This window comes from Candidatus Kaelpia aquatica (assembly GCA_030765335.1).
GTDB lineage: Bacteria > Omnitrophota > Gorgyraeia > Kaelpiales > Kaelpiaceae > Kaelpia > Kaelpia aquatica.
In genome coordinates this window covers 1-19,482 of sequence record JAVCCU010000020.1, presented here as the reverse complement: position 1 = coordinate 19,482, position 19,482 = coordinate 1, and the positions used below count along the sequence as shown (strand labels likewise).

18 protein-coding genes are annotated in these 19,482 nt (G+C 37.9%); all 18 read left to right on the top strand.

Annotation, left to right across the window (positions count from 1 at the left end; genetic code table 11):
- Nucleotide 1: 1 nt before the first annotated feature.
- The gene (gene gatA / locus P9X27_03570; protein ID MDP8253461.1) at nucleotides 2-1,453 is read left to right on the top strand and encodes an Asp-tRNA(Asn)/Glu-tRNA(Gln) amidotransferase subunit GatA; all 1,452 of its coding nucleotides are present in this window, start codon (nucleotides 2-4) and stop codon (nucleotides 1,451-1,453) included.
- Entirely contained in the window at nucleotides 1,450-2,874 is a 1,425-nt protein-coding gene (gene gatB / locus P9X27_03565; protein ID MDP8253460.1) for an Asp-tRNA(Asn)/Glu-tRNA(Gln) amidotransferase subunit GatB, read from the top strand. Before gatA ends, gatB begins: the two co-directional genes overlap by 4 nt.
- Nucleotides 2,871-4,166, top strand: coding sequence for a S41 family peptidase (locus P9X27_03560; GenBank protein ID MDP8253459.1), 1,296 nt, complete (start codon nucleotides 2,871-2,873; stop codon nucleotides 4,164-4,166). The genes gatB and P9X27_03560 overlap by 4 nt, the downstream gene beginning before the upstream one ends.
- On the top strand, nucleotides 4,166-5,212 hold the full coding sequence (locus tag P9X27_03555; protein ID MDP8253458.1) for a divergent polysaccharide deacetylase family protein: 1,047 nt from the start codon (nucleotides 4,166-4,168) through the stop codon (nucleotides 5,210-5,212). The genes P9X27_03560 and P9X27_03555 overlap by 1 nt, the downstream gene beginning before the upstream one ends.
- Complete coding sequence (gene tsaD / locus P9X27_03550) at nucleotides 5,209-6,207, top strand: tRNA (adenosine(37)-N6)-threonylcarbamoyltransferase complex transferase subunit TsaD (protein ID MDP8253457.1); 999 nt, start codon at nucleotides 5,209-5,211, stop codon at nucleotides 6,205-6,207. The genes P9X27_03555 and tsaD overlap by 4 nt, the downstream gene beginning before the upstream one ends.
- Nucleotides 6,198-6,851, top strand: coding sequence for an MgtC/SapB family protein (locus tag P9X27_03545; GenBank protein ID MDP8253456.1), 654 nt, complete (start codon nucleotides 6,198-6,200; stop codon nucleotides 6,849-6,851). Before tsaD ends, P9X27_03545 begins: the two co-directional genes overlap by 10 nt.
- Before the next feature lie 12 nt (nucleotides 6,852-6,863).
- Complete coding sequence (locus tag P9X27_03540) at nucleotides 6,864-7,373, top strand: polymer-forming cytoskeletal protein (GenBank protein ID MDP8253455.1); 510 nt, start codon at nucleotides 6,864-6,866, stop codon at nucleotides 7,371-7,373.
- An 11-nt stretch (nucleotides 7,374-7,384) separates the two neighbouring features.
- On the top strand, nucleotides 7,385-7,738 hold the full coding sequence (locus P9X27_03535) for a helix-turn-helix domain-containing protein (protein MDP8253454.1): 354 nt from the start codon (nucleotides 7,385-7,387) through the stop codon (nucleotides 7,736-7,738).
- A gap of 37 nt (nucleotides 7,739-7,775) precedes the next feature.
- A complete protein-coding gene (locus P9X27_03530; protein ID MDP8253453.1) occupies nucleotides 7,776-9,440 on the top strand; it encodes a hypothetical protein in 1,665 nt (554 codons plus the stop codon).
- On the top strand, nucleotides 9,437-10,018 hold the full coding sequence (locus P9X27_03525) for a hypothetical protein (GenBank protein ID MDP8253452.1): 582 nt from the start codon (nucleotides 9,437-9,439) through the stop codon (nucleotides 10,016-10,018). Before P9X27_03530 ends, P9X27_03525 begins: the two co-directional genes overlap by 4 nt.
- A 37-nt stretch (nucleotides 10,019-10,055) precedes the next feature.
- Nucleotides 10,056-10,526, top strand: a complete 471-nt coding sequence (locus P9X27_03520) for a tetratricopeptide repeat protein (GenBank protein ID MDP8253451.1) — start codon at nucleotides 10,056-10,058, stop codon at nucleotides 10,524-10,526.
- A gap of 3 nt (nucleotides 10,527-10,529) precedes the next feature.
- A complete protein-coding gene (locus P9X27_03515) occupies nucleotides 10,530-11,318 on the top strand; it encodes a tetratricopeptide repeat protein (GenBank protein ID MDP8253450.1) in 789 nt (262 codons plus the stop codon).
- A gap of 24 nt (nucleotides 11,319-11,342) precedes the next feature.
- Nucleotides 11,343-13,943, top strand: a complete 2,601-nt coding sequence (gene polA / locus P9X27_03510; protein ID MDP8253449.1) for a DNA polymerase I — start codon at nucleotides 11,343-11,345, stop codon at nucleotides 13,941-13,943.
- 13 nt (nucleotides 13,944-13,956) lie between these two features.
- On the top strand, nucleotides 13,957-15,366 hold the full coding sequence (glgA, locus tag P9X27_03505) for a glycogen synthase GlgA (GenBank protein ID MDP8253448.1): 1,410 nt from the start codon (nucleotides 13,957-13,959) through the stop codon (nucleotides 15,364-15,366).
- On the top strand, nucleotides 15,359-15,958 hold the full coding sequence (coaE, locus tag P9X27_03500) for a dephospho-CoA kinase (GenBank protein ID MDP8253447.1): 600 nt from the start codon (nucleotides 15,359-15,361) through the stop codon (nucleotides 15,956-15,958). The genes glgA and coaE overlap by 8 nt, the downstream gene beginning before the upstream one ends.
- Nucleotides 15,915-17,327, top strand: a complete 1,413-nt coding sequence (rho, locus tag P9X27_03495; protein MDP8253446.1) for a transcription termination factor Rho — start codon at nucleotides 15,915-15,917, stop codon at nucleotides 17,325-17,327. Before coaE ends, rho begins: the two co-directional genes overlap by 44 nt.
- Nucleotides 17,328-17,339: 12 nt before the next feature.
- Entirely contained in the window at nucleotides 17,340-17,984 is a 645-nt protein-coding gene (locus tag P9X27_03490) for a TIGR00730 family Rossman fold protein (protein MDP8253445.1), read from the top strand.
- A gap of 146 nt (nucleotides 17,985-18,130) precedes the next feature.
- Nucleotides 18,131-19,482, top strand: a 1,352-nt coding sequence (locus P9X27_03485) for a hypothetical protein (GenBank protein ID MDP8253444.1), incomplete at its 3' end; no start/stop codon positions are given.

Here is a 19,482-nt window from a genome sequence, read left to right as displayed (position 1 = left end):
GATGAATCTTACAGAACTCAGTGCGTATAAACTCAAAGACCTCATAGATAGAAAAGAGGTTAAAATCAAAGAGGTTGTTGAGTCCTACTTAAACAAGATAGAACAGACTGATAAGAATATAAATGCTTATGTATCAATAAATAAGGATTGCGCCATTGAAGAAGCAAAGAGATTAGATGGGGATGATAGCGATCTAGCACTTAAAGGATTACCTGTTGCAATAAAAGATAATCTCTGTGTCAAAGATGAACCCACGACTTGTAGTTCTAAGATCTTAGAGGGTTTTAAACCTCCTTATAATGCAACCGTAATTGAAAATCTCAAAAGTAATGGAGCAATATTATTAGGAAAAACAAACATGGATGAGTTTGCCTTTGGCTCTTCTTGTGAGACTTCCTGCTATGGCGCTACAAAGAACCCTCACGATCTCTCTAGAGTTCCAGGCGGTTCTTCTGGAGGTTCTGCTGCAGCGGTTGGAGCTGAAGAAGCTCTCTGGGCACTGGGAAGTGATACCGGAGGCTCGATACGCCAACCTGCATCCCTATGCGGAGTGGTAGGGTTAAAGCCTACCTACGGCAGGGTATCCCGTTACGGTTTGATAGCATTTGCATCTAGCCTAGATCAAGTCGGCCCTTTAACAAGAGATGTTAAAGATACTGCTCTGCTTCTGGAGGCAATATCAGGTTATGACCCAAAAGATTCAACCTCTTCTAGTGAGCAGAAGCCAGAATATAGTAAAAATTTAGAACCTGTGCTCAAAGGCATAAAGATAGCAATACCGAATGAGTATTTCCCTGAGGGGATAGATGGTGAAGTTCAAGATAGAATCGATGAAGTGTTAGAGTTATTGAAAAAAGAGGGGGCTACCGTAGACAGGATAAGCTTGCCCCATACTGAATATGCAGTAAGCACTTATTACATTATAGCTCCTTCTGAAGCGAGCTCAAACCTGGCCCGCTATGATGGAGTAGAGTACGGCTTAAGAGTCGAGAGCGCAGGCTGGATAAAAGAGATGGTAAATCCAATGATCAAGATGTATTTAGCAACAAAGTCAAAAGGCTTTGGAGAAGAGGCAAAAAGAAGAATAATCCTAGGAACATATTCATTATCAAGCGGGTATTATGATGCCTACTATCTAAGAGCAGCTAAGGTAAGGACTCTTATAAAGAGAGATTTTCAGGAAGCTTTTAAGAGATATGACTGCATTATATCTCCAACCTCTCCTACGGCTGCTTTCAAGTTGGGGGAGAGAACAGAAGATCCTCTTAAAATGTATCTCTCTGATATTTTTACGATTCCGGCCAATCTGGCTGGAATACCTGCGATATCAATGCCTGTAGGTAAAAACAGTGAAGGCCTTCCTTTAGGACTTCAGATAATGGCTGATTATTTTCAAGAACAGAAATTATTAAACATAGCTTATGGAGTAGAAAGAGCTTATAGCGGACTATGAAATATAAAACCACAATAGGGCTTGAGATACACATCCATCTTGGAAGCAAAACAAAGATATTTTGCTCTTGCTCTACAGCATACACAAAAGATCCTAACACACATACCTGTCCCGTCTGTCTTGGTCTTCCTGGAGCATTGCCGGTCTTAAATCAGCGAGCTTTTCATTATGCTATAAAAGCTGCCTTGGCCTTAAACTGTGCTATCTCTGAGTATGTCAGTTTTGACAGAAAGAACTACTACTATCCAGATCTACCCAAAAATTACCAAATATCTCAATATAGTTTTCCGGTGGGCAAGGATGGATTTCTAAATATTAACGGTAGAGATATTCACATCAACCGTATTCACATGGAAGAGGATGCCGGAAAATTAATGCACTCAGAAGATAATAAGAGAAGTTTTGTCGACTACAATAGAACAGGAGTTCCGCTGATAGAGATTGTAACTGAACCCGACATACATTCACCTCAAGAAGCATATGACTTTCTTCAGGAGCTTAGAACTACTGTGCTCTATCTTGGTATATCTGATTGCAACATGGAAGAAGGAAGTTTAAGGTGCGATTCAAATATATCTCTAGCTGCAGAAGGCGCAAAAGAGTTAGGAAGGAAGATAGAGTTAAAAAACATGAACACATTTCGGGGTATCAGGCAAGCTCTGGAACATGAAATAGATAGACAGAGAATCGTGCTTGAAAACAGTGAAGAGGTTGTTCATGAGACTCGCCTTTGGGATGAGAGAAGACAGATGACAATTGCGATGAGAAGCAAAGAAGATGTTCATGATTACAGGTATTTCCCTGAGCCTGATCTAGTTAAATACGAAATATCCAAGGAGCTAAATAATAGTATTAAAAAAGAATTACCGGAGTTGCCGCAAAAGAGAAGAGAGAGGTTTAAAAATAAATACAGTTTGAGTGATTATGATACCGAATTACTGGTAAAAGATAAGAGTGTTGGAGATTATTTCGAAGAGGTTTTAAAGGTCTGCGATAACCCTAAGCTGATCTGCAATTTCATAACATCTGATATAATAGGGGTAGCTAATGAACACAAAATAGGCTTTAAAGAGATAAAGCTTTCTGCTTTAAATTGTGCTAAATTACTTAATATGATAGAAAAAAAAGAGCTATCTATAAAGATAGCAAGGAGCATCTTGCCTGAACTTATAAAGAGAGATCTCGACCCTTCGGTTATAATTGAAAAAGAGAACCTAACACAGATAAACAAAGAATCTGATATTCAAGATATAGTAGCCCGGATCATAAGAGAAAATCCCGGGGCTGTTGAAGATTTTAAAAGCGGCAGGAGAGAGGCAATAAAATTTCTTATAGGACAGATTATGAAGGCAACGAAAGGGAAAGCAAACCCTGGAATAGCCAATAAACTATTAAACCGAGAACTGGGAGGCCTGACATGAAGAGGGTTTTATTTTTAATTGTTATTGCAATAGCTATCTCAATAACTTTGCATAATATCCCAAGCTATTCATTGGATGTCGACATCAACAAGCCAAGTAAAAGCAACGATCAAGATCTCTATTCAAATCTTGAGGTCTTTTCTGACGTCATAGCCCTTATTCAGCAAGAGTACGTAGAGGAAGAAACGCCGAAGGATATAATCTATGGAGCGCTTCAGGGGATGTTGGGAGCACTAGACCCTTATAGTCAGTTTTTAGAGCCTGATCTCTATCAAGAGTTAAGAGTGGAAACCGAAGGTGAATTTGGAGGAATAGGAATAGTGATCGCCATAAAGACCGGAGTGCTTACTATAATATCACCTCTTGAAGGTACGCCAGGATATGAAGCAGGCCTACAGGCTGGGGATAGAATAGTAAAGATAGGAGATGAGAGCACGAAAGGAATTACTCTCATGGAGGCTGTCAAAAAATTAAGAGGCAAGCCCAAAACAGAGGTTGCTATTACGGTATTAAGAGAGAGTGAACAACGGTTAATAGGTTTTAAAATCATAAGGGATATTGTAAAGATAGAGAGCGTTAAAGAGGTTAGGGTTATAAATGACGATATAGGCTATATTAAGATTCTTGAGTTTCAAGAGAATACATTGCCTGATTTTAAAAAAGCACTAAAGAGCTTTAAAGATAAAAAAATCGAAGGCCTGATAGTTGATCTAAGAAATAATCCCGGCGGACTTCTTGATATAGCAGTAGCTATAACGAGTGAGTTTCTACCCAAAGGGGATCTAGTGGTTTATACTCAAGGTAGAAATGCTAAACAGGATATGAGGTTTCACTCCGGCGGAGGAAGCTTCATAAAAGCACCTCTAATCGTTCTTATAAATAAAGGCAGTGCAAGTGGTTCTGAGATTCTTGCTGGGGCAATAAAAGATAATAACAGAGGCTTGATTATAGGTCAGACTTCGTTTGGAAAAGCCTCTGTACAGACAATTATACCTTTAAAGGATAATTCAGCAGTAAGGCTGACAACAGCCCATTATTATACTCCGAGCGGAAATTTGATACACGAAAAGGGAGTAGAGCCTGATGTTAAGATAGATAAAAAAAGAATCAAAGCTCTGCTTGAAGATGCCTCATCCGAATTAGATACCGAAACTATGTTTGAAGATATTGAAGAAGGAAAAGAAGAGATATCGCTCGAAGAAAAAGAAGATAAGCTGGACTTTGAGCTTGAGCAAGCAATAAATATAATGAAAGGGTTAGTCAAGTACAATAAGATGCTCTCTGAATCTTAATGAGACTCTCTTTAAAGCTGTTAATTGCATTATTTATTACAATCTCTACATTTTATCTCTTGCCTTATGATCATATTAAGAAAACAGAGAGAATTGAATCCCACCTAAAGAATTACTTAGGCAGTTTCGGTATTGACAATTATGCATTAAAAAAAGAGTCTAAAGATATTTATAAAAAATTTGGCTCCAAATATCTGCTTATAGAGAGGATATATGAAGTACCTCCTGATTTCCCTTTCTATGCATTTCGAGAAGAACTGAAGAGCATACTAGAGAGAGAAGGTTTTCTACTCATAGAAAGAGGTGGGCTGCCTAGTGATGCGGAATACAGCGTATTATTTAAAAAAATGCCTTTATATAATATTAAATTAATCAAAAAAGATAAGGGCTGCTTAGTTATAGTGCTCGATGACTTTGGATATAGTAATAAGACTCTCCATTACTTAAAAGAAATCGAACTGCCTCTAAATATATCAATACTCCCTAATCTACAGTATTCAAAGAGCATAAGCTTGATAGCCAAGAAGAGCGGCCATGAGGTACTCCTTCACCTACCAATGGAGCCTGTTAAAAGCAAAAAAATAGAGAAACACCTTGAGAAATTCACGATTAAAAGCACAACCTCGGATGAAAATATAATAGAAGAGCTGAATGGCTTTCTAAATGAATTAAGAGATGTCAAGGGGGCAAACAACCACATGGGCTCATCTTTATGCAGAGATAAAGAAAAGATGACTACTATCTTAAAGATTCTTAAAGAGAGAGGTCTCTATTTTTTGGATAGCCGCGTAGTGTCAGACTCTAAAAGTCTAGAGGTAGCAAAAGAGCTAAATTTAAAATGTTTTCAAAGAGATGTTTTTATAGATAATATTGAAGATAGTGGGTATATTAAAAAGCAGATTAGAGAGGCTATACGTTTGGCAAAACGGAAAGGTTTTGCAATAGCAATAGGTCATGATAGGGAGACAACACTTAAAACCATATTGAGTATGTTAGCCGAAATAAAAGAGAGCACTTACCCGGTTAAATTGTCGGAGCTAAGATGAGAATACTGGGCATAGAGACTTCATGTGATGAGACATCAATAGCCGTTGTTAAAGACGGTAATATTGTCGAATCAAATATTATAGCTTCTAGCGTAGGGCTGCATAAAAAGTATGGAGGAATAGTGCCTGAGATAGCAACACGTCACCATGTAGAGGTAATACTTCCTGCCTTCAAAGAGGCACTCTCTAAATCAGGGGTAGGTCTATCCAAAATAGATGCTCTGGCTGTTACGCAGGGGCCGGGATTAATAGGCTCACTTATGGTAGGTATCACATTTGCAAAATCTATTGCCTATGGGTTAGGTCTGCCGCTGATACCTGTAGATCATATTCTAGCCCATCTATATTCACCCTATTTAAGTCAAGCAGAGATAGAGTTTCCTTACTTAGGACTTGCTATTTCAGGCGGTCATACAAGTCTATTTATAGTCAAAGGTTTTTGCGATTTTAAATTAATTGGAAAAACTAGAGATGATGCCTTAGGTGAATCCTTCGATAAGGTTGCCAAAATGCTCGGGCTCGGTTTCCCTGGAGGTCCAGAGGTAGAGAGAAGGGCAAAGAGAGCAAAAAAAAGAGATATTACTTTTACCCCGCCAAAGGTAAAAGATGGTTATGACTTAAGTTATAGCGGCCTTAAGACCGCGGTACTCTACCATCTAAAGAAACAAGATGAACTTAAAGATTCTGACATTGATGAAATATGTTATGGATTCCAGGAGGCAGCTTTTAAATCCTTACTTTTTAAGGCAGAGCAGGCTTTAGTTGATTTTAAGCTTAAAAGGATTATTGCCGGCGGAGGAGTAACAGCTAACAATAGATTGAGAGAGCTGCTGGAAAATCTAGAGACAGACGTATATCTGACTGATAAAAAATATTCATCAGATAATGCAGGAATGGTTGCAGGTTTTGCTTACCAACTGTATAATAAGAACAAAGGAATAGGAGCTGATTTAAATTTTGAACCTTATTCGATATTTGGAGAGAGATGGACTTAACCGATATCTTTAAAATACTACTGGCATTGATACTCTCAGGATTGATTGGTCTTGAGAGAGAGCAGCACGGAAGAGCTGCTGGCTTCAGAACCCATATACTGGTTGGAGTAGGCTCTGCTCTTATGATGATCATATCTATAAATATGCACAAACTCTATGGTGCCTCTGCAGACCCATCCAGAATAGCAGCGCAAGTTATAAGCGGAATAGGTTTTCTGGGGGCAGGAACAATAATACGCTTTAAAGCCTCAATACGCGGTTTAACTACAGCAGCGTCTCTTTGGGCTGTTGCTGGAATAGGACTTGCAGTAGGTTCTGGCGGATACATTTTGGCAATAGTGACAACCGCAATAATACTAGGGGTCTTATTTTTCCTCCCCGACTTTGAAAGAAACATCTTAAGAAGCTCCGCCTTTAAAACTCTGCAGATAGAAGGCTCGAAAGACTTAAAAATACTTCAGGAGGTTAGGTTGATACTAGCTGAATATAGGAGCGAAATAAAAGATTTCAGCATTAAAACTCTATCTGATCAAGAAGATAGCTGCCTAATAGAATTCAACTTAAAGATTTTAGGCAGATATACTGAAAATATTAAAAACGATCTAGTTAGGATAGCAGGAATAAAATCAATAAACTGGATATAAGGGAGGTGTAATATGGCTATTAAAAAGAAAGGTGATGATAAAGTCTTAGAAGTCAATGCTACAATGCAGGGAGAGCTTACCTTTAAAGACTCTGTAAACCTTACTATAAACGGAAATTTTCAAGGCAAACTTGACACGAAAGGTACACTGATAGTGGGAAAGGATGCTTATGTAGGTGCAGAGATAATCGGTGAAGATATTACAATCGCAGGTAAAGTAGAGGGTAATATAATTGCCCTTAAAAGATTGACTCTAATATCACCTGCTAATGTTAAAGGTGAGATTAAGACCCCTGTCTTGGTTGTAGAAGAGGGGGCAATATTAAACGGTGAATGCATAATGAGATCTGAAAAAGCAAAGTTTCTGACGCTTGAAGAGATGGCAGCTTATCTTAAGGTTGACAGAGAGACTCTTCTTAACTGGGTAGAAGATAACAAGATACCTGTTATGAGAGAGGGGTCTAAATATCTCTTTGATAGAAAAGAGGTTGAAAACTGGCTTTCCAAAGAAAAAGTTTCTTAATTTTAAAAACAATGGATAAGCTTTTAACTTTCAGCGAGTCAGCCGCATTTCTTAAGATTGAGGATGATATATTTCAAGGTTTAATAGATGAGTATAAGATTCCGCACTACAAGATTGCCGGTAAGTTTATCCGATTCTCACAGCAAGAGCTTGAAAAGTACAAAGATTTGGTTAAAGAGAACAAGTCGGATAGAGACAGCAACAGGAAAGGGATAGCAGAAATAGAGAAGACAAGAGAGATTGAATACAAGAGAGAAGACCTCTCTCCCGCTGTAAAGATTTCAGAGTTCCTTAAATTCAATGATTTTTATATACTAAGTCTAATAGTGGTTATGGTATTGTTATACTACATAATAAAATTCTAACTATGCTAAAAATGAAATTTTATGCTATAATTAAAAAATGAAGAGATTAAAAATAACAGCTGTTATTTTTATCACCCTGTTATCTAGCCCACTCCTTTTAAAAACTTTTCTTGCAGAAGCAGGAGAGGCTTATCCAGAGTGGAAAATAAAACTCGCCTATACTTTAAGCGCAAAAGGTAACGATGTTAAAAGTCAGGATCCAGAGTTAGCTAAAGAGTATTATGCTCGCGCAAAGAAGTTATATCCTTTTGCAGCTCCAAAAAAAGAAGAGATAAAAGTTGCAAAAAGCATAGAGCCAAAGAAAATTATAGAGTTAAAAATAGAAGAAAAAGTTGAGATTAAGGAAGCGTCTAAAGGGGTGGACGAAAAGAGTGATAGATCTGAGCTAATAACTAAAGTAGAGAGAAAACCGTTAATAAAGGTCTCAAAGAAAGAAGAAGTAAGATCTCTACCTAAAATAACAAAACCTGCAAAGAAAAAATATAAAGCCGAAGAATACAGCGATTATCCAGAGGATGCAATAATAGCAGAATTTATAAGCGTAGATGCACGCAAAGTCTATGGGGCTGAAAGATTGGGCCCGACAATAAACACAATACTTGACCCTTACTACTCAAAACATAAAGCCTTCAGGATCCCCTACTTTAAAGATCGTGAAGGATTAAAGATCCACCCTTGGATAGGGGTAAGAGGTGAATATAAGTACGATGAACAGAGAGTAGGAATAGAGAGCTTAATGCTGGAGGCTCAGGAGTTTAACCAGAGAAGAAATGACCAGGTACGGGACTATATATCGATCAACAAGCAAGAATATTACCGGGAAGAGGTGATCTTGCATATCAGAGAATGGCTCCCCAAGTTTACTTTTATAAACCATGAGGAGACTGTAAAGAGAGTCTATAAAGCTAAGGAGATATGGTCTTTAAATGACACCTATTACGACAACCGTAATAAAAGATACTATCAGATGGAGTACACCATTCCTCGCCTTAAGAAATTAGGTTATCTAAAGTTAAAATTGCGTTATGGCGATGAGTTGTCTTATAGAACAAATGACCCGGCTGCATATCTACCTTATGAATCCCATTTGGTGGGATTTGAAACATCACCTCATATCTCACGCCTTGGTAGGTTAAAGATAAAGTTTGAGTACGAATACTGGAATGGTGAATATAAGCAAGCAGAGAATCAAGGTTGGTCTGAGAGAGAAGCCTGGGGAAGAGATTATTTACTAGAATTTGAGCTCTATAATCAGAAAAAATTCTTAAGAATTACTCCACACTTTAGTTGGGGCAAAGAGCAGCACTCTCCAAGTCACGATACCTGGTGGACAAAGAAGACAGGCTTAAAGGTGCAGAGGAATATAAATGGAAAGTTGAGTTATACAACAGATTGGACATATATCGATTATACTAGGATAAAGAGCCCCGAAACTGCCTCTGCTCAAACTGTATCTGCTTCTTGCTGGACCTGGGAGAATGAGATGGAGATCGAGCTGTTGCGAGACTTTAAGCTCACAGTTGGCCTTGACTATGGAAATGGACTGAGCTTTAGCGCATTCGACAATATAACTGGTAGAGGTGAATTAATGCTTAGAAAGCCTGGATTAATAGATTTACGCTTTGGCTATAGATATACAGACTACTTTAATGTTAATGATAATGTCGATACAGTCTACTTTAAATTAGGATTATTTATATGAAGAGAATATTACAATTGTTAGTCTTAATACTGATGCTTAGGCAGCCTCAGCTATTCTGTGAATATTTAAAGATTGCTGATTTTGATAGAGGAGAGAAGCCTAATCTTATAAGCGGTGACTATGGTGGCTGGAATAGAACAGAGCGGGATAGGACACAGTTTTGCAATGAGGACTTTACAACTGATCCTCAAATAGTCTATGGTGGGCGAGGCTGTAGTCTCTCCCTCTATTACGATGTTGATTCGCCTTACCCTCCTGTATATAACGGACTCTGGATGCGTCTTGAGAGAATAGATTTAACGGGCTGGAAGTATCTTTCTTTTTACGTTAAAGGTGATGAAGAGTATGGTTGCACCTCAACCTTTGAAATCCAGATTAAAAACATTCAGGGTAAACAAGCATCTTTTAATGTTGATGGCGTTACATCTGAGTGGCAACAGGTAATAATACCGTTAAATAAGATGAATGAGGAGGCTGATTATTCAGAAGCTTATGAGATGCTTTTAGTATTTGACGAAAGAAGCGCAACCCAGAAAGAGGGAAGAATATTTCTGGACGAATTTTGCCTTTACAGATAAAATTTAAAATGCTAACCTACTCACAATTAAAGAATCTATGAAGTTCTTATCAGTGTTTATAATCCTATCAACTGTTCTATTTAATTTTGGATGCAGTAAAAACTATAGAACAGAGACAATGATCCAAGAGGAGGCTTTTAACTATCAAAAAAACGGAAGAGATGCTCAAGATAAGAACGATTGGAAAAAAGCTATAAGTTATTACAAAAAAGCAGCCTATCTCGACCCCTACAATGTAAAGATGCACAATGATCTAGCTATTGCATATGAGAGACAAAAACTATATACTCTTGCTGAGGATAGCTACAAAAAAGCAATAGAGGTAGATAAGGATTTTCTGGCTTCTTACTTTAATCTTGGACGCTTGTATGAGAAAATGGGAATAGTAAGTGATGCAATATTCTACTATAAACAGAGAGTAAGTTTGGCTAAAGAGAAAGATGATCCTTGGGCCTGGAAGGCAAGGCAGAGAATAGAGTACTATGAATCTATGGATTTGGAGAGATAGGGAATGATTAAACCAGGCATACTTCTTGTAGTAACATTTATCCTGTTAGGTAATATAGTTTTTGGTGGAGATGAATTTGTAGAAGAGTCTAGAACCTACAGGGCGGAAGGATATAAAGCGCAGCAGTCTGGAGATATAGAGATGGCTTTGGTCTACTATAGAAAAGCCGCTGCATTAGATCCATTCTACGCCATACCTCATAATGATGCAGGAATAATTTATGAGATAAAAGGTTTCTTAAATAAGGCCCAAGAAGCATACCTGAAAGCAATTCAGGTAAACCCTGATTTTGCAGAAGCACATATGAACCTTGCTCTGTTATATGAGCGTATAAACGAGATAGATAAAGCCCTGCCGCATTTTATCAAGAGAGTTGAGTTAGGCAGTAAGAACAGTTCTTGGACAAAAAGAGCTTGGCAGAAGCTTTGGAAATATGCCCCGGAGCAAGCAAGGGAGACAGAAGCCAGAGTGCTGGCGCGCGAAGTTGCAAACAGAATGCAGGAGCAGAAAGAGACAAATAAAGTACTTGCTGCTAAACATTATCAAAAAGGTATATACTATCTCAAGAAAGGCCTCTATGAGAATGCCTATGACGATCTGAAGCAGGCAGCAATGCTATTTCCAGAAAATAAAAGTTATCAAAAGAGTTATAAGGAGGCAGAGAAAAAGCACATTATAAGCCGGATCAATATCTACTGCAAAAATGGAAATGATTATATTGAATCAGGCGATTATGTCAAGGCCAAGCAGGAGTTAGAGAAAATTATCGAGTTGGTTCCCAGGCAAAATTAATTCTGACCTCACCGTTGTTAAAATATGAATCCTAAAACAATCTACTTAATCGATGGTAGTAATTATGTTTACAGGGCTTACTATGCGTTGCCTAGGCTCTCGAACTCCAGAGGGCTTCCAACAAATGCTATTTACGGATTTTTAATCATGCTGAGAAAGATAATGGAAGAGAAGAACCCTGATTATATTGCGGTTGCATTTGACCATAAAAAACCAAGTTTTAGAAAAGATATCTACGGTGATTATAAAGCAACGAGGAAGCCTACGCCAGAGGACTTAATAAGACAGTTCCCAATACTAAAAGATGTTCTTAGGGCCTATGGGATAACTCTTTTTGAGATAGAAGGATATGAAGCGGATGATGTATTGGCAACATTGGCAAAAAAATCCAAAAGAGAAGGGTTAAAGTCTTACATAGTAAGTTCTGACAAAGATGTTATTCAGGCAATAGATGAAAATATAGAGGTATATGAACCCAAGAAAGATATTTACCTTGATGTAGATACTATCAAAAAAGTCTATTCTATAACACCAAATATGTTTGCAGATTTTCTGGCTCTAAAGGGTGACCAGACAGATAACATCCCTGGTGTTCCGGGAATTGGTGAGATAGCAGCTCAAAAATTAATATCTCGGTACGGTTCAGTGGAAGAGCTGCTGAAAAAGATAGAGAGTTTGCCTGATAAGACAAGAGAGCTCATAGGGGAGAACAAGGCCCAGCTTCTATTAAGTAAAAAACTCACTCTTCTTAGGAGTGATGTCGATTTTAAAATAGATTTTAAGGCTATGAAGAAGACCGTGCCTCACTATGAAGAGTTAGTACCTCAACTTGAAAAGCTGGAGTTTAATAATCTAACAAAAGAACTTCTCTTAGCAGTAAAGCCTCTGCAATTACCTAAACATAGAGAGGTTAAGGATGCTAAAGAGTTATCGGCCTTGATTAAAAGTATAGAATCCGAGAGTTATTTCAGCTTCCATATAGCAGAGAGAGGAGAGAAAAGAGAGTCCTCTCTTTTAATATCTACGGCAAAATCTATATCAGTCATACCTCAAGGCCTGATCGAAGAAAACAGGGAGGCTTTAAACAGCATCTTTTCTAATTCCAAGATTGAAAAAATATCTTACGGGATAAAAGGCTTGTCTAAAAAACTTAAAGATTATAATATCGAACTCAAAGGCCCCGGATTTGATGTTAGAATAGCATCTTATCTGCTTAATCCATCTTGGCAAAAATATGAGTTATTTAAAATAGTATTGAACTACCTTAAAAACGCCACCAATCTCTCAGCTCTTTTAATAGAGTCTGAGCAAAAAGGATACGATGTTCTTAAAAAAAACATAGCAGCTGTATATGCATTTAGAGAACTCTATCCCCACTTAAAGAAAAGAATAAAAACCCTTGGCCTTAGTAAGCTATACTATGAAATAGAAGAACCGCTGATATTCTTACTCTCAAAGATGGAAGTGAGAGGCATAAATGTAGACAGAGAGTACCTGGAGAACCTGCTTGAAGATTACAACAAAAGGCTATCTTCAATCACCAAAGATATCTATGGGATAGCAGGAGAAAAGTTCAACCTTAACTCTCCTAAGCAGCTTCGGGAGATTCTATATGATAAGTTCAATTTAAAGCCGGTCAAAAAGGGTAAGACTGGGCCTTCGACAGATGAGGAGTCGCTGCAGAAACTTAAGCATCTCCATCCAATAGCAGATCATATCCTTAAATTTCGTGAGCTAAGTAAGATAAAAAGCACCTACATAGAAGGGCTGCTTAAAAACATATCTGATGACGGCAAGATTCACACTTCATTCAATCAAGCGATCACACAGACAGGACGCTTGAGCTGCTCTAAGCCGAACTTGCAAAATATTCCAATACGCTCTGATCTGGGTAAGCAGATAAGAGCTGCATTCATACCCTCTAAAGGCTATCTGTTTATATCTGCAGACTATTCTCAGATTGAGCTAAGAATACTTGCCCATCTCTCAGGAGATGAAAATCTGATAAAAGGCTTTAAGGAGAATAAGGACATTCACAAACAGACCGCCTCATTGATGTTTGAAGTAGCAGAGAAAAACGTCACGCCCAAGATGCGTTCCATGGCCAAGACAGTAAATTTCGGCATCATATACGGAATCTCTCCCTACGGGCTTTCAAAGCAGTTAAACTCAGGCATCGACGAATCCTCTGATTTCATAGATGCCTATTTTAAGCTCTACCCCGGCGTTAAGAAATATATTCAGCGTGAGATAAAAAGGGCTCGCAAGTCCAACTCTACAGAGACGCTCTTTAAAAGAATACGTTATATACCAGAGATAAACTCAGATATTGTAAATATACGCGAATTTGGAGAGAGAATAGCGATAAATACCCCCATTCAGGGCAGCTCGGCTGACCTTATAAAAAAAGTTATGCTAAAGACCCAAGAGAATTTAGAGAGAGAAGAGGTAGATGCCAGACTTCTTCTTCAGATACATGATGAATTGCTCTATGAAGTTAGAGAAGAGGATTTAAAGAGAGCTCGCAGCATCATACAGGACAATATGGAGAATGCTCTTGCTTTAGATATCCCGTTAAAAGCAAATATATCAACAGGCTCTAGCTGGCTAGATCTTAAAAGCTGAATTAAAGGAATATATGCCTAAGAGATCAAAAGTGTTATTTGTTTCAACAGAGGTCACGCCTTACGCCAAGACAGGCGGATTAGCAGATATAGCAGGATCGCTTCCGCCTGTCCTTAAAGAGATGGGTTTAGATATTAGGGTAATCATGCCTAAATATAAAGGAATAGACATAAAAGCAGATCAAACCATGTTGAGCAATTCTGTTCCGCTCTATTTTATAGAAAATGACAATTACTACAAAAGAGAGTATATCTACTCTACGCCCGAAGGTGACTACCCCGACAACATGGAGCGATTTGCTTATTTCTGTAAAGAGACGCTTGGCAGGATTAAAAGAGAGGGTTTTAAACCGGATATCATCCATGCCAACGATTGGGAGACAGCCCTTATACCAGTATATCTTAAGACAATCTATGCAGAGGATGAATTTTTTAAAGATACAAAGACAGTATTTACAATCCACAATCTTGCCTATCAGGGTATATTTAAAGCTTCCCAGTGGAGTGAGACGGGATTGAGTCCTGAGTTATTTAATCCTGCTAAAGGACTTAAGCACTATGAAAAGATAAACCTTATGAAGGGAGCCCTTATATTTGCGGACCATATTACAACAGTAAGCCCTAGATATGCAGAGGAGATACAGGGCGATGAATATGGATTTGGACTTCAAGATGTATTAAGCTCGCGCAAGGAAAATATCAGCGGTATAATAAACGGTATCGACTATTTGTGTTGGGATCCAAGTAGCGACCCTCAAATACCCCAAAATTTCGACATCAACTCCCTAAATAAGAAATCTATCAACAAGCAACATCTTCAAACAGAGATGGGCCTGGAGATAGGCCGAGATATCCCGCTAATAGCTGCAATAGGCAGGCTGACAGACCAGAAAGGCTGGGATTTAATAGTTGAATCGATAGATGAGATATGCGAAGAAGATCTTCAGCTAATAGTATTAGGTGAAGGAGAGAAAAAGTATCAAGACGTAATGATGGAGATATCTAAAAAATACCCTCTTAAAATTTCAATAAACATAAAATTTGACTCTACTTTGGCAAAAAAAATATATGCAGCAGCCGATATATTTCTCATGCCTTCTAAGTTTGAGCCCTGCGGCTTAGGCCAGCTTATAAGCTATAGATATGCAACTCTACCTCTAGCTAGAAAGACCGGGGGGCTAGCTGATACTATAACCGATTACACTGAAGATAAAGCCCATGGAACAGGTTTTCTCTTTGAAGACTATAGAAGTAAAGATTTTCTTGATGCTCTAGAGAGAGCGCTGGACGTCTATAAAGACCGTAGAGCATGGAGAAACATCCAGAAAAGAGCAGTAAAAGCTGACTACTCTTGGAAGCATTCAGCTAAAGATTATGAAAATATTTACAGAGATACAATAAAAAGCTTGAAAAGAGATGCCTAAATCAAGTAAAATAATAATAGCAATAACTGGTGAAATAGGGGCAGGCAAAACTACTTATGCAGAAGAATTTGAAAAGCATGGTGCCCACCCAGTTTACACGGATGCAATAGCTCATGAGATTCTAAAGTTTGATGAAGTCAAATCCCTAATTGAAAAAAAATTTGGAAGAAATCTGCTTCAAGATAATGGAATCAATCCTAAGATGCTGGCAGATAGAGCATTTAAAGACAGGGTCAGCTGGCAAAGGCTCATTGATATAACGCATCCTTATATATTGAAAAAAACTAAAGAAATAATAGCTGAAAGTAGATCCGACTATTGTGTAATCGATGCACCGTTGCTCTTTGAATCTAAACTTGATAAAGATTCTGACTTTATAATACTTATTAAGGCTGATACTAGATTAAGAAAGAGACGGCTTGAAGGCAGAATGAACTGGGAAGAGGCTAAAAAAAGAGCTTCTTACCTTATACCAATAAAAGAGAAAGAACGATTAGCAGATATTGTAATAGATAACAACTCAAAAGAAAAAAGGAAGGTGAAAGAAAATGTCGAAAAAATCTTCAGAAGAATTAAAAGCAGAAGAAGTTAAGCAGCCTGAGAAGGTAGAGACCCAAAAACAAGAGAATGAGAGCAAGGAGGCTCAAGGCATAGAGAGAAAGCCGTCTCCTAAGAACAATAAGCTAGATATAGCACAACTGCAGCATATGGGAATGCCGGATCTCTTCAGCCTAGCAAAAGGTTTAAAGGTAAACGGGATATCGGGTCTTAAAAAACAGGATTTAATATTTAAGATCATAAAGACAAAAGCTATGCGAGAAGGTGAAGTCTCCGGCGAAGGCGTACTTGAGGTATTGCCGGATGGATTCGGCTTCTTAAGGTCTCCTAATTACAGTTATCTTCCTTCACCTGATGATATTTACATCTCTCCTTCTCAGATAAGAAGGTTTGGTCTTAGAACCGGTGATACCGTATCCGGTCAGGTTCGCCCGCCTAAAGACGGAGAAAAATACTTTGCCCTCCTTAAAGTAGAGGGGATAAATCATCAGAATGCCGATGATAGTGCTTATAGAATACCATTTGATAATCTTACTCCTTTGTATCCAAACGAACGATTCCTGCTTGAGACCGATCCCAGCGAGATAACAACGCGGATTATCGACTTAATTTCCCCTATAGGAAAAGGTCAGCGTGGACTAATAGTGGCACCGCCTTATAGCGGAAAGACAGTAATATTGCAGAAAATAGCCAATGCAATAAGTGCAAACTATCCCGAGGTGATTTCCATTATATTACTAATAGGGGAGAGACCTGAAGAGGTTACCGATATGGAGCGTTCTGTAAAAGGTGAGGTAATAGGGTCAACTTTCGATGAGCCAGCAGAGCGCCATATTCAGGTTGCAGAAATTGCAATGGAGAAAGCCAAAAGGCTTGTAGAGTCCGGGAAAAACGTTGTGATATTACTTGACAGTATGACCCGTTTAGCCCGTGCGTACAATACAATAGCACCTCACAGCGGAAAGGTTCTAACAGGTGGCATTGATTCCGGAGCCCTAGATAGACCTAAGAAGTTCTTTGGTGCAGCGAGAAATATTGAAGACGGAGGTTCTTTGACAATACTTGCAACTGCGCTTGTTGATACAGGTAGTAGGATGGATGATGTTATCTTTGAAGAGTTTAAAGGAACTGGAAATATGGAGCTTCAACTCGACAGAAATCTATTCCAAAAGAGAATCTATCCTGCAATAGACATTAGAAGGTCCGCCACAAGACGTGAAGACCTGCTTCTTGATCCTGATGAATTAAAAAGAATCTGGGTCTTAAGGCGGGTGCTGCATGATGTAAATAATGAAGAGGCAATGAAAACATTAATGGCTAAAATGAATAAGGCTAAGAATAATGTTGAATTCCTCTTAGGGTTGAATATCGATGCCGTAGAATCATCTGAATCTACTCTATAAAAGGAGATAAGTATGGAAGATATTGAAAGAGGTCATTTTACAAAAGAAGATCCTTGGCGAATATTCAGAATAATGAGTGAGTTTGTTGACGGATTTGAAACTCTCTCTGAGATTAAGAAAGGAGTTGCAATATTTGGCTCTGCAAGACTAAAGCCAAGTAATAGATATTATAAATTGGCTGAGGAGACTGCCTATCTGTTTACAAAGAAAGGATACTCTATTATAACAGGAGCTGGCCCAGGAATAATGGAAGCAGCTAATAAAGGAGCATCTAAAGCAGGAGGGCCATCCATTGGGCTTAACATTCTCCTTCCCAGTCAGCAGAAATGCAATAAATATGTTCAGACACCTGTTGAGTTCAGATATTTCTTCTGTAGAAAAGTTATGTTTGCAAAATATTCTAAAGCTGTTCTTATCTTTCCAGGAGGCTATGGTACTCTAGATGAACTTTTTGAATTCCTAGCATTAATTCAAACTGAAAGAATAGATAAGCTTCCTGTAATACTCATATCTAAAGAGTTTTGGGGTGGTGTAATAGGCTGGATAGAAGACAAATTACTCAAAGAAGATATGATAGAGAAGAAAGATCTAGCCATCTTTCATCTTGTTGAAAATGGGGAAGAGGCACTTAAGATAATTAAAAAATTTTATAAGTAATTCTTGTCCCAACAATTCTAACAATATAAACTATTTATTTGCAATAACTTAGCATTGATTGTGCAACTTTATAATAGTTTTAAAAAAACTTTTGTCATAGTTTGACATTTAGTTGCTTATGTGGTATAAATATTACAGGCAGAAAGATGAAGAGAGAAAAGATAATAAAAATTGCAACAGGAAAAGCGCTCTTGAGCATAACGCTTTTTATCTTTACATCTGCAAAAATCTCTAATGCCCAGATAGTGTTTGATGAGGGAGGACTTGGAGGAGGATTAAATATACAATCTGTTTACAATACACCGGTAAATGGTTATGGAATCGCTGATGTTAATAGCGGAATAGCATTACTAGAAACAGAATTAGATATTAGCTTGATACCTATAGCTAGCTTTGATTACTTTATGAATGATGCAAAATCTTTTAAAGATTCTATATATGTAGTGACCCCTCTTGATATACGCCCTTGTTATGATGCTGCTATTGAACAGAAGATTGGAGACTATAACATAGTAATAGATGCTTTAAGACCTAGAGAGGACTTTAATCGGGTAACAAAGTTACTTATGCTAAATATACTTGTTGCTCAGAGAAACAGATTAATAGAATTTCAAAAAGAGCTGCAATCTGTTCCAGCCCCTATGCATGAATCTTTAATCAAAGGAGAACTTGATGACCCAGAAGCATTTAATTATTTTATTGTTTTAGCTGAAAGCTTAGCAGAAGAGGTGGAGAACTGGAAAAATTTAAGTTATATAGAAAAAGAGGATATTAAGTCAAGAGCCATAAGTACGTTTGAAGAATTCAACATTTTAACAAATAACTGGTGTCCTGATAGTCTAATTACAGCAAAAAATAGTTTAAGTGGTGTACGTTTAAGCTGGTTTTTTAACTTTTTAGGTATATCAAAAGAAGACCCTAGCTGCTTAGATCAAATTAAATACTTTGAAACTACAGCAGAAGAGATGTTCAATTTATCAGAAAAAACAGATGAGATATATTTCAAACTTATCGATTTAGTGGAAAATACAAGAGAGGTTGTTTTAAATATTGCAGAAAACAGAATGGACCATGTAGAGATATCTATAAACTCTTTAATAGAAACAATTGATAGGTTAGATAGCATTGGTTCGGCCAATTATATAATTAAAGCGATGGAGGTAGAAATAAGAGAAGTGTTAGGAGAAATACATACAACAATAAACACTTTAGGAGATGATGGAACGTTAATGCAGCAATACCTGGAGTTAGAGACATTTTACAATAATAGATACAGCTACATCCCCCCAGAACAGAGCTCTTCTGTAGTTGAAACAGCGACAGTTGTTTATTCTACGGGCGGAGCGATGGAATGGCAATCAAGTAGTATAGTAGGGCAAGAATTGGCTACTGTTGTAGTAGGAGACCCTATAGGAGTTGAAACAGCGACAGTTGTTTATTCTACGGGCGGAGCGATGGAATGGCAATCAAGTAGTATAGTAGGGCAAGAATTGGCTGG

Coding starts and splice junctions, on each gene's coding strand:
- P9X27_03520 (MDP8253451.1), top strand. CDS start 10,056: ATGAAGTTCTTATCAGTGTTTATAATCCTATCAACTGTTCTATTTAAT.
- P9X27_03490 (MDP8253445.1), top strand. CDS start 17,340: ATGGAAGATATTGAAAGAGGTCATTTTACAAAAGAAGATCCTTGGCGA.
- tsaD (MDP8253457.1), top strand. CDS start 5,209: ATGAGAATACTGGGCATAGAGACTTCATGTGATGAGACATCAATAGCC.
- polA (MDP8253449.1), top strand. CDS start 11,343: ATGAATCCTAAAACAATCTACTTAATCGATGGTAGTAATTATGTTTAC.
- P9X27_03525 (MDP8253452.1), top strand. CDS start 9,437: ATGAAGAGAATATTACAATTGTTAGTCTTAATACTGATGCTTAGGCAG.
- P9X27_03530 (MDP8253453.1), top strand. CDS start 7,776: ATGAAGAGATTAAAAATAACAGCTGTTATTTTTATCACCCTGTTATCT.
- P9X27_03560 (MDP8253459.1), top strand. CDS start 2,871: ATGAAGAGGGTTTTATTTTTAATTGTTATTGCAATAGCTATCTCAATA.
- gatB (MDP8253460.1), top strand. CDS start 1,450: ATGAAATATAAAACCACAATAGGGCTTGAGATACACATCCATCTTGGA.
- P9X27_03555 (MDP8253458.1), top strand. CDS start 4,166: ATGAGACTCTCTTTAAAGCTGTTAATTGCATTATTTATTACAATCTCT.
- coaE (MDP8253447.1), top strand. CDS start 15,359: ATGCCTAAATCAAGTAAAATAATAATAGCAATAACTGGTGAAATAGGG.
- glgA (MDP8253448.1), top strand. CDS start 13,957: ATGCCTAAGAGATCAAAAGTGTTATTTGTTTCAACAGAGGTCACGCCT.
- P9X27_03545 (MDP8253456.1), top strand. CDS start 6,198: ATGGACTTAACCGATATCTTTAAAATACTACTGGCATTGATACTCTCA.
- rho (MDP8253446.1), top strand. CDS start 15,915: ATGTCGAAAAAATCTTCAGAAGAATTAAAAGCAGAAGAAGTTAAGCAG.
- P9X27_03540 (MDP8253455.1), top strand. CDS start 6,864: ATGGCTATTAAAAAGAAAGGTGATGATAAAGTCTTAGAAGTCAATGCT.
- gatA (MDP8253461.1), top strand. CDS start 2: ATGAATCTTACAGAACTCAGTGCGTATAAACTCAAAGACCTCATAGAT.
- P9X27_03515 (MDP8253450.1), top strand. CDS start 10,530: ATGATTAAACCAGGCATACTTCTTGTAGTAACATTTATCCTGTTAGGT.
- P9X27_03535 (MDP8253454.1), top strand. CDS start 7,385: ATGGATAAGCTTTTAACTTTCAGCGAGTCAGCCGCATTTCTTAAGATT.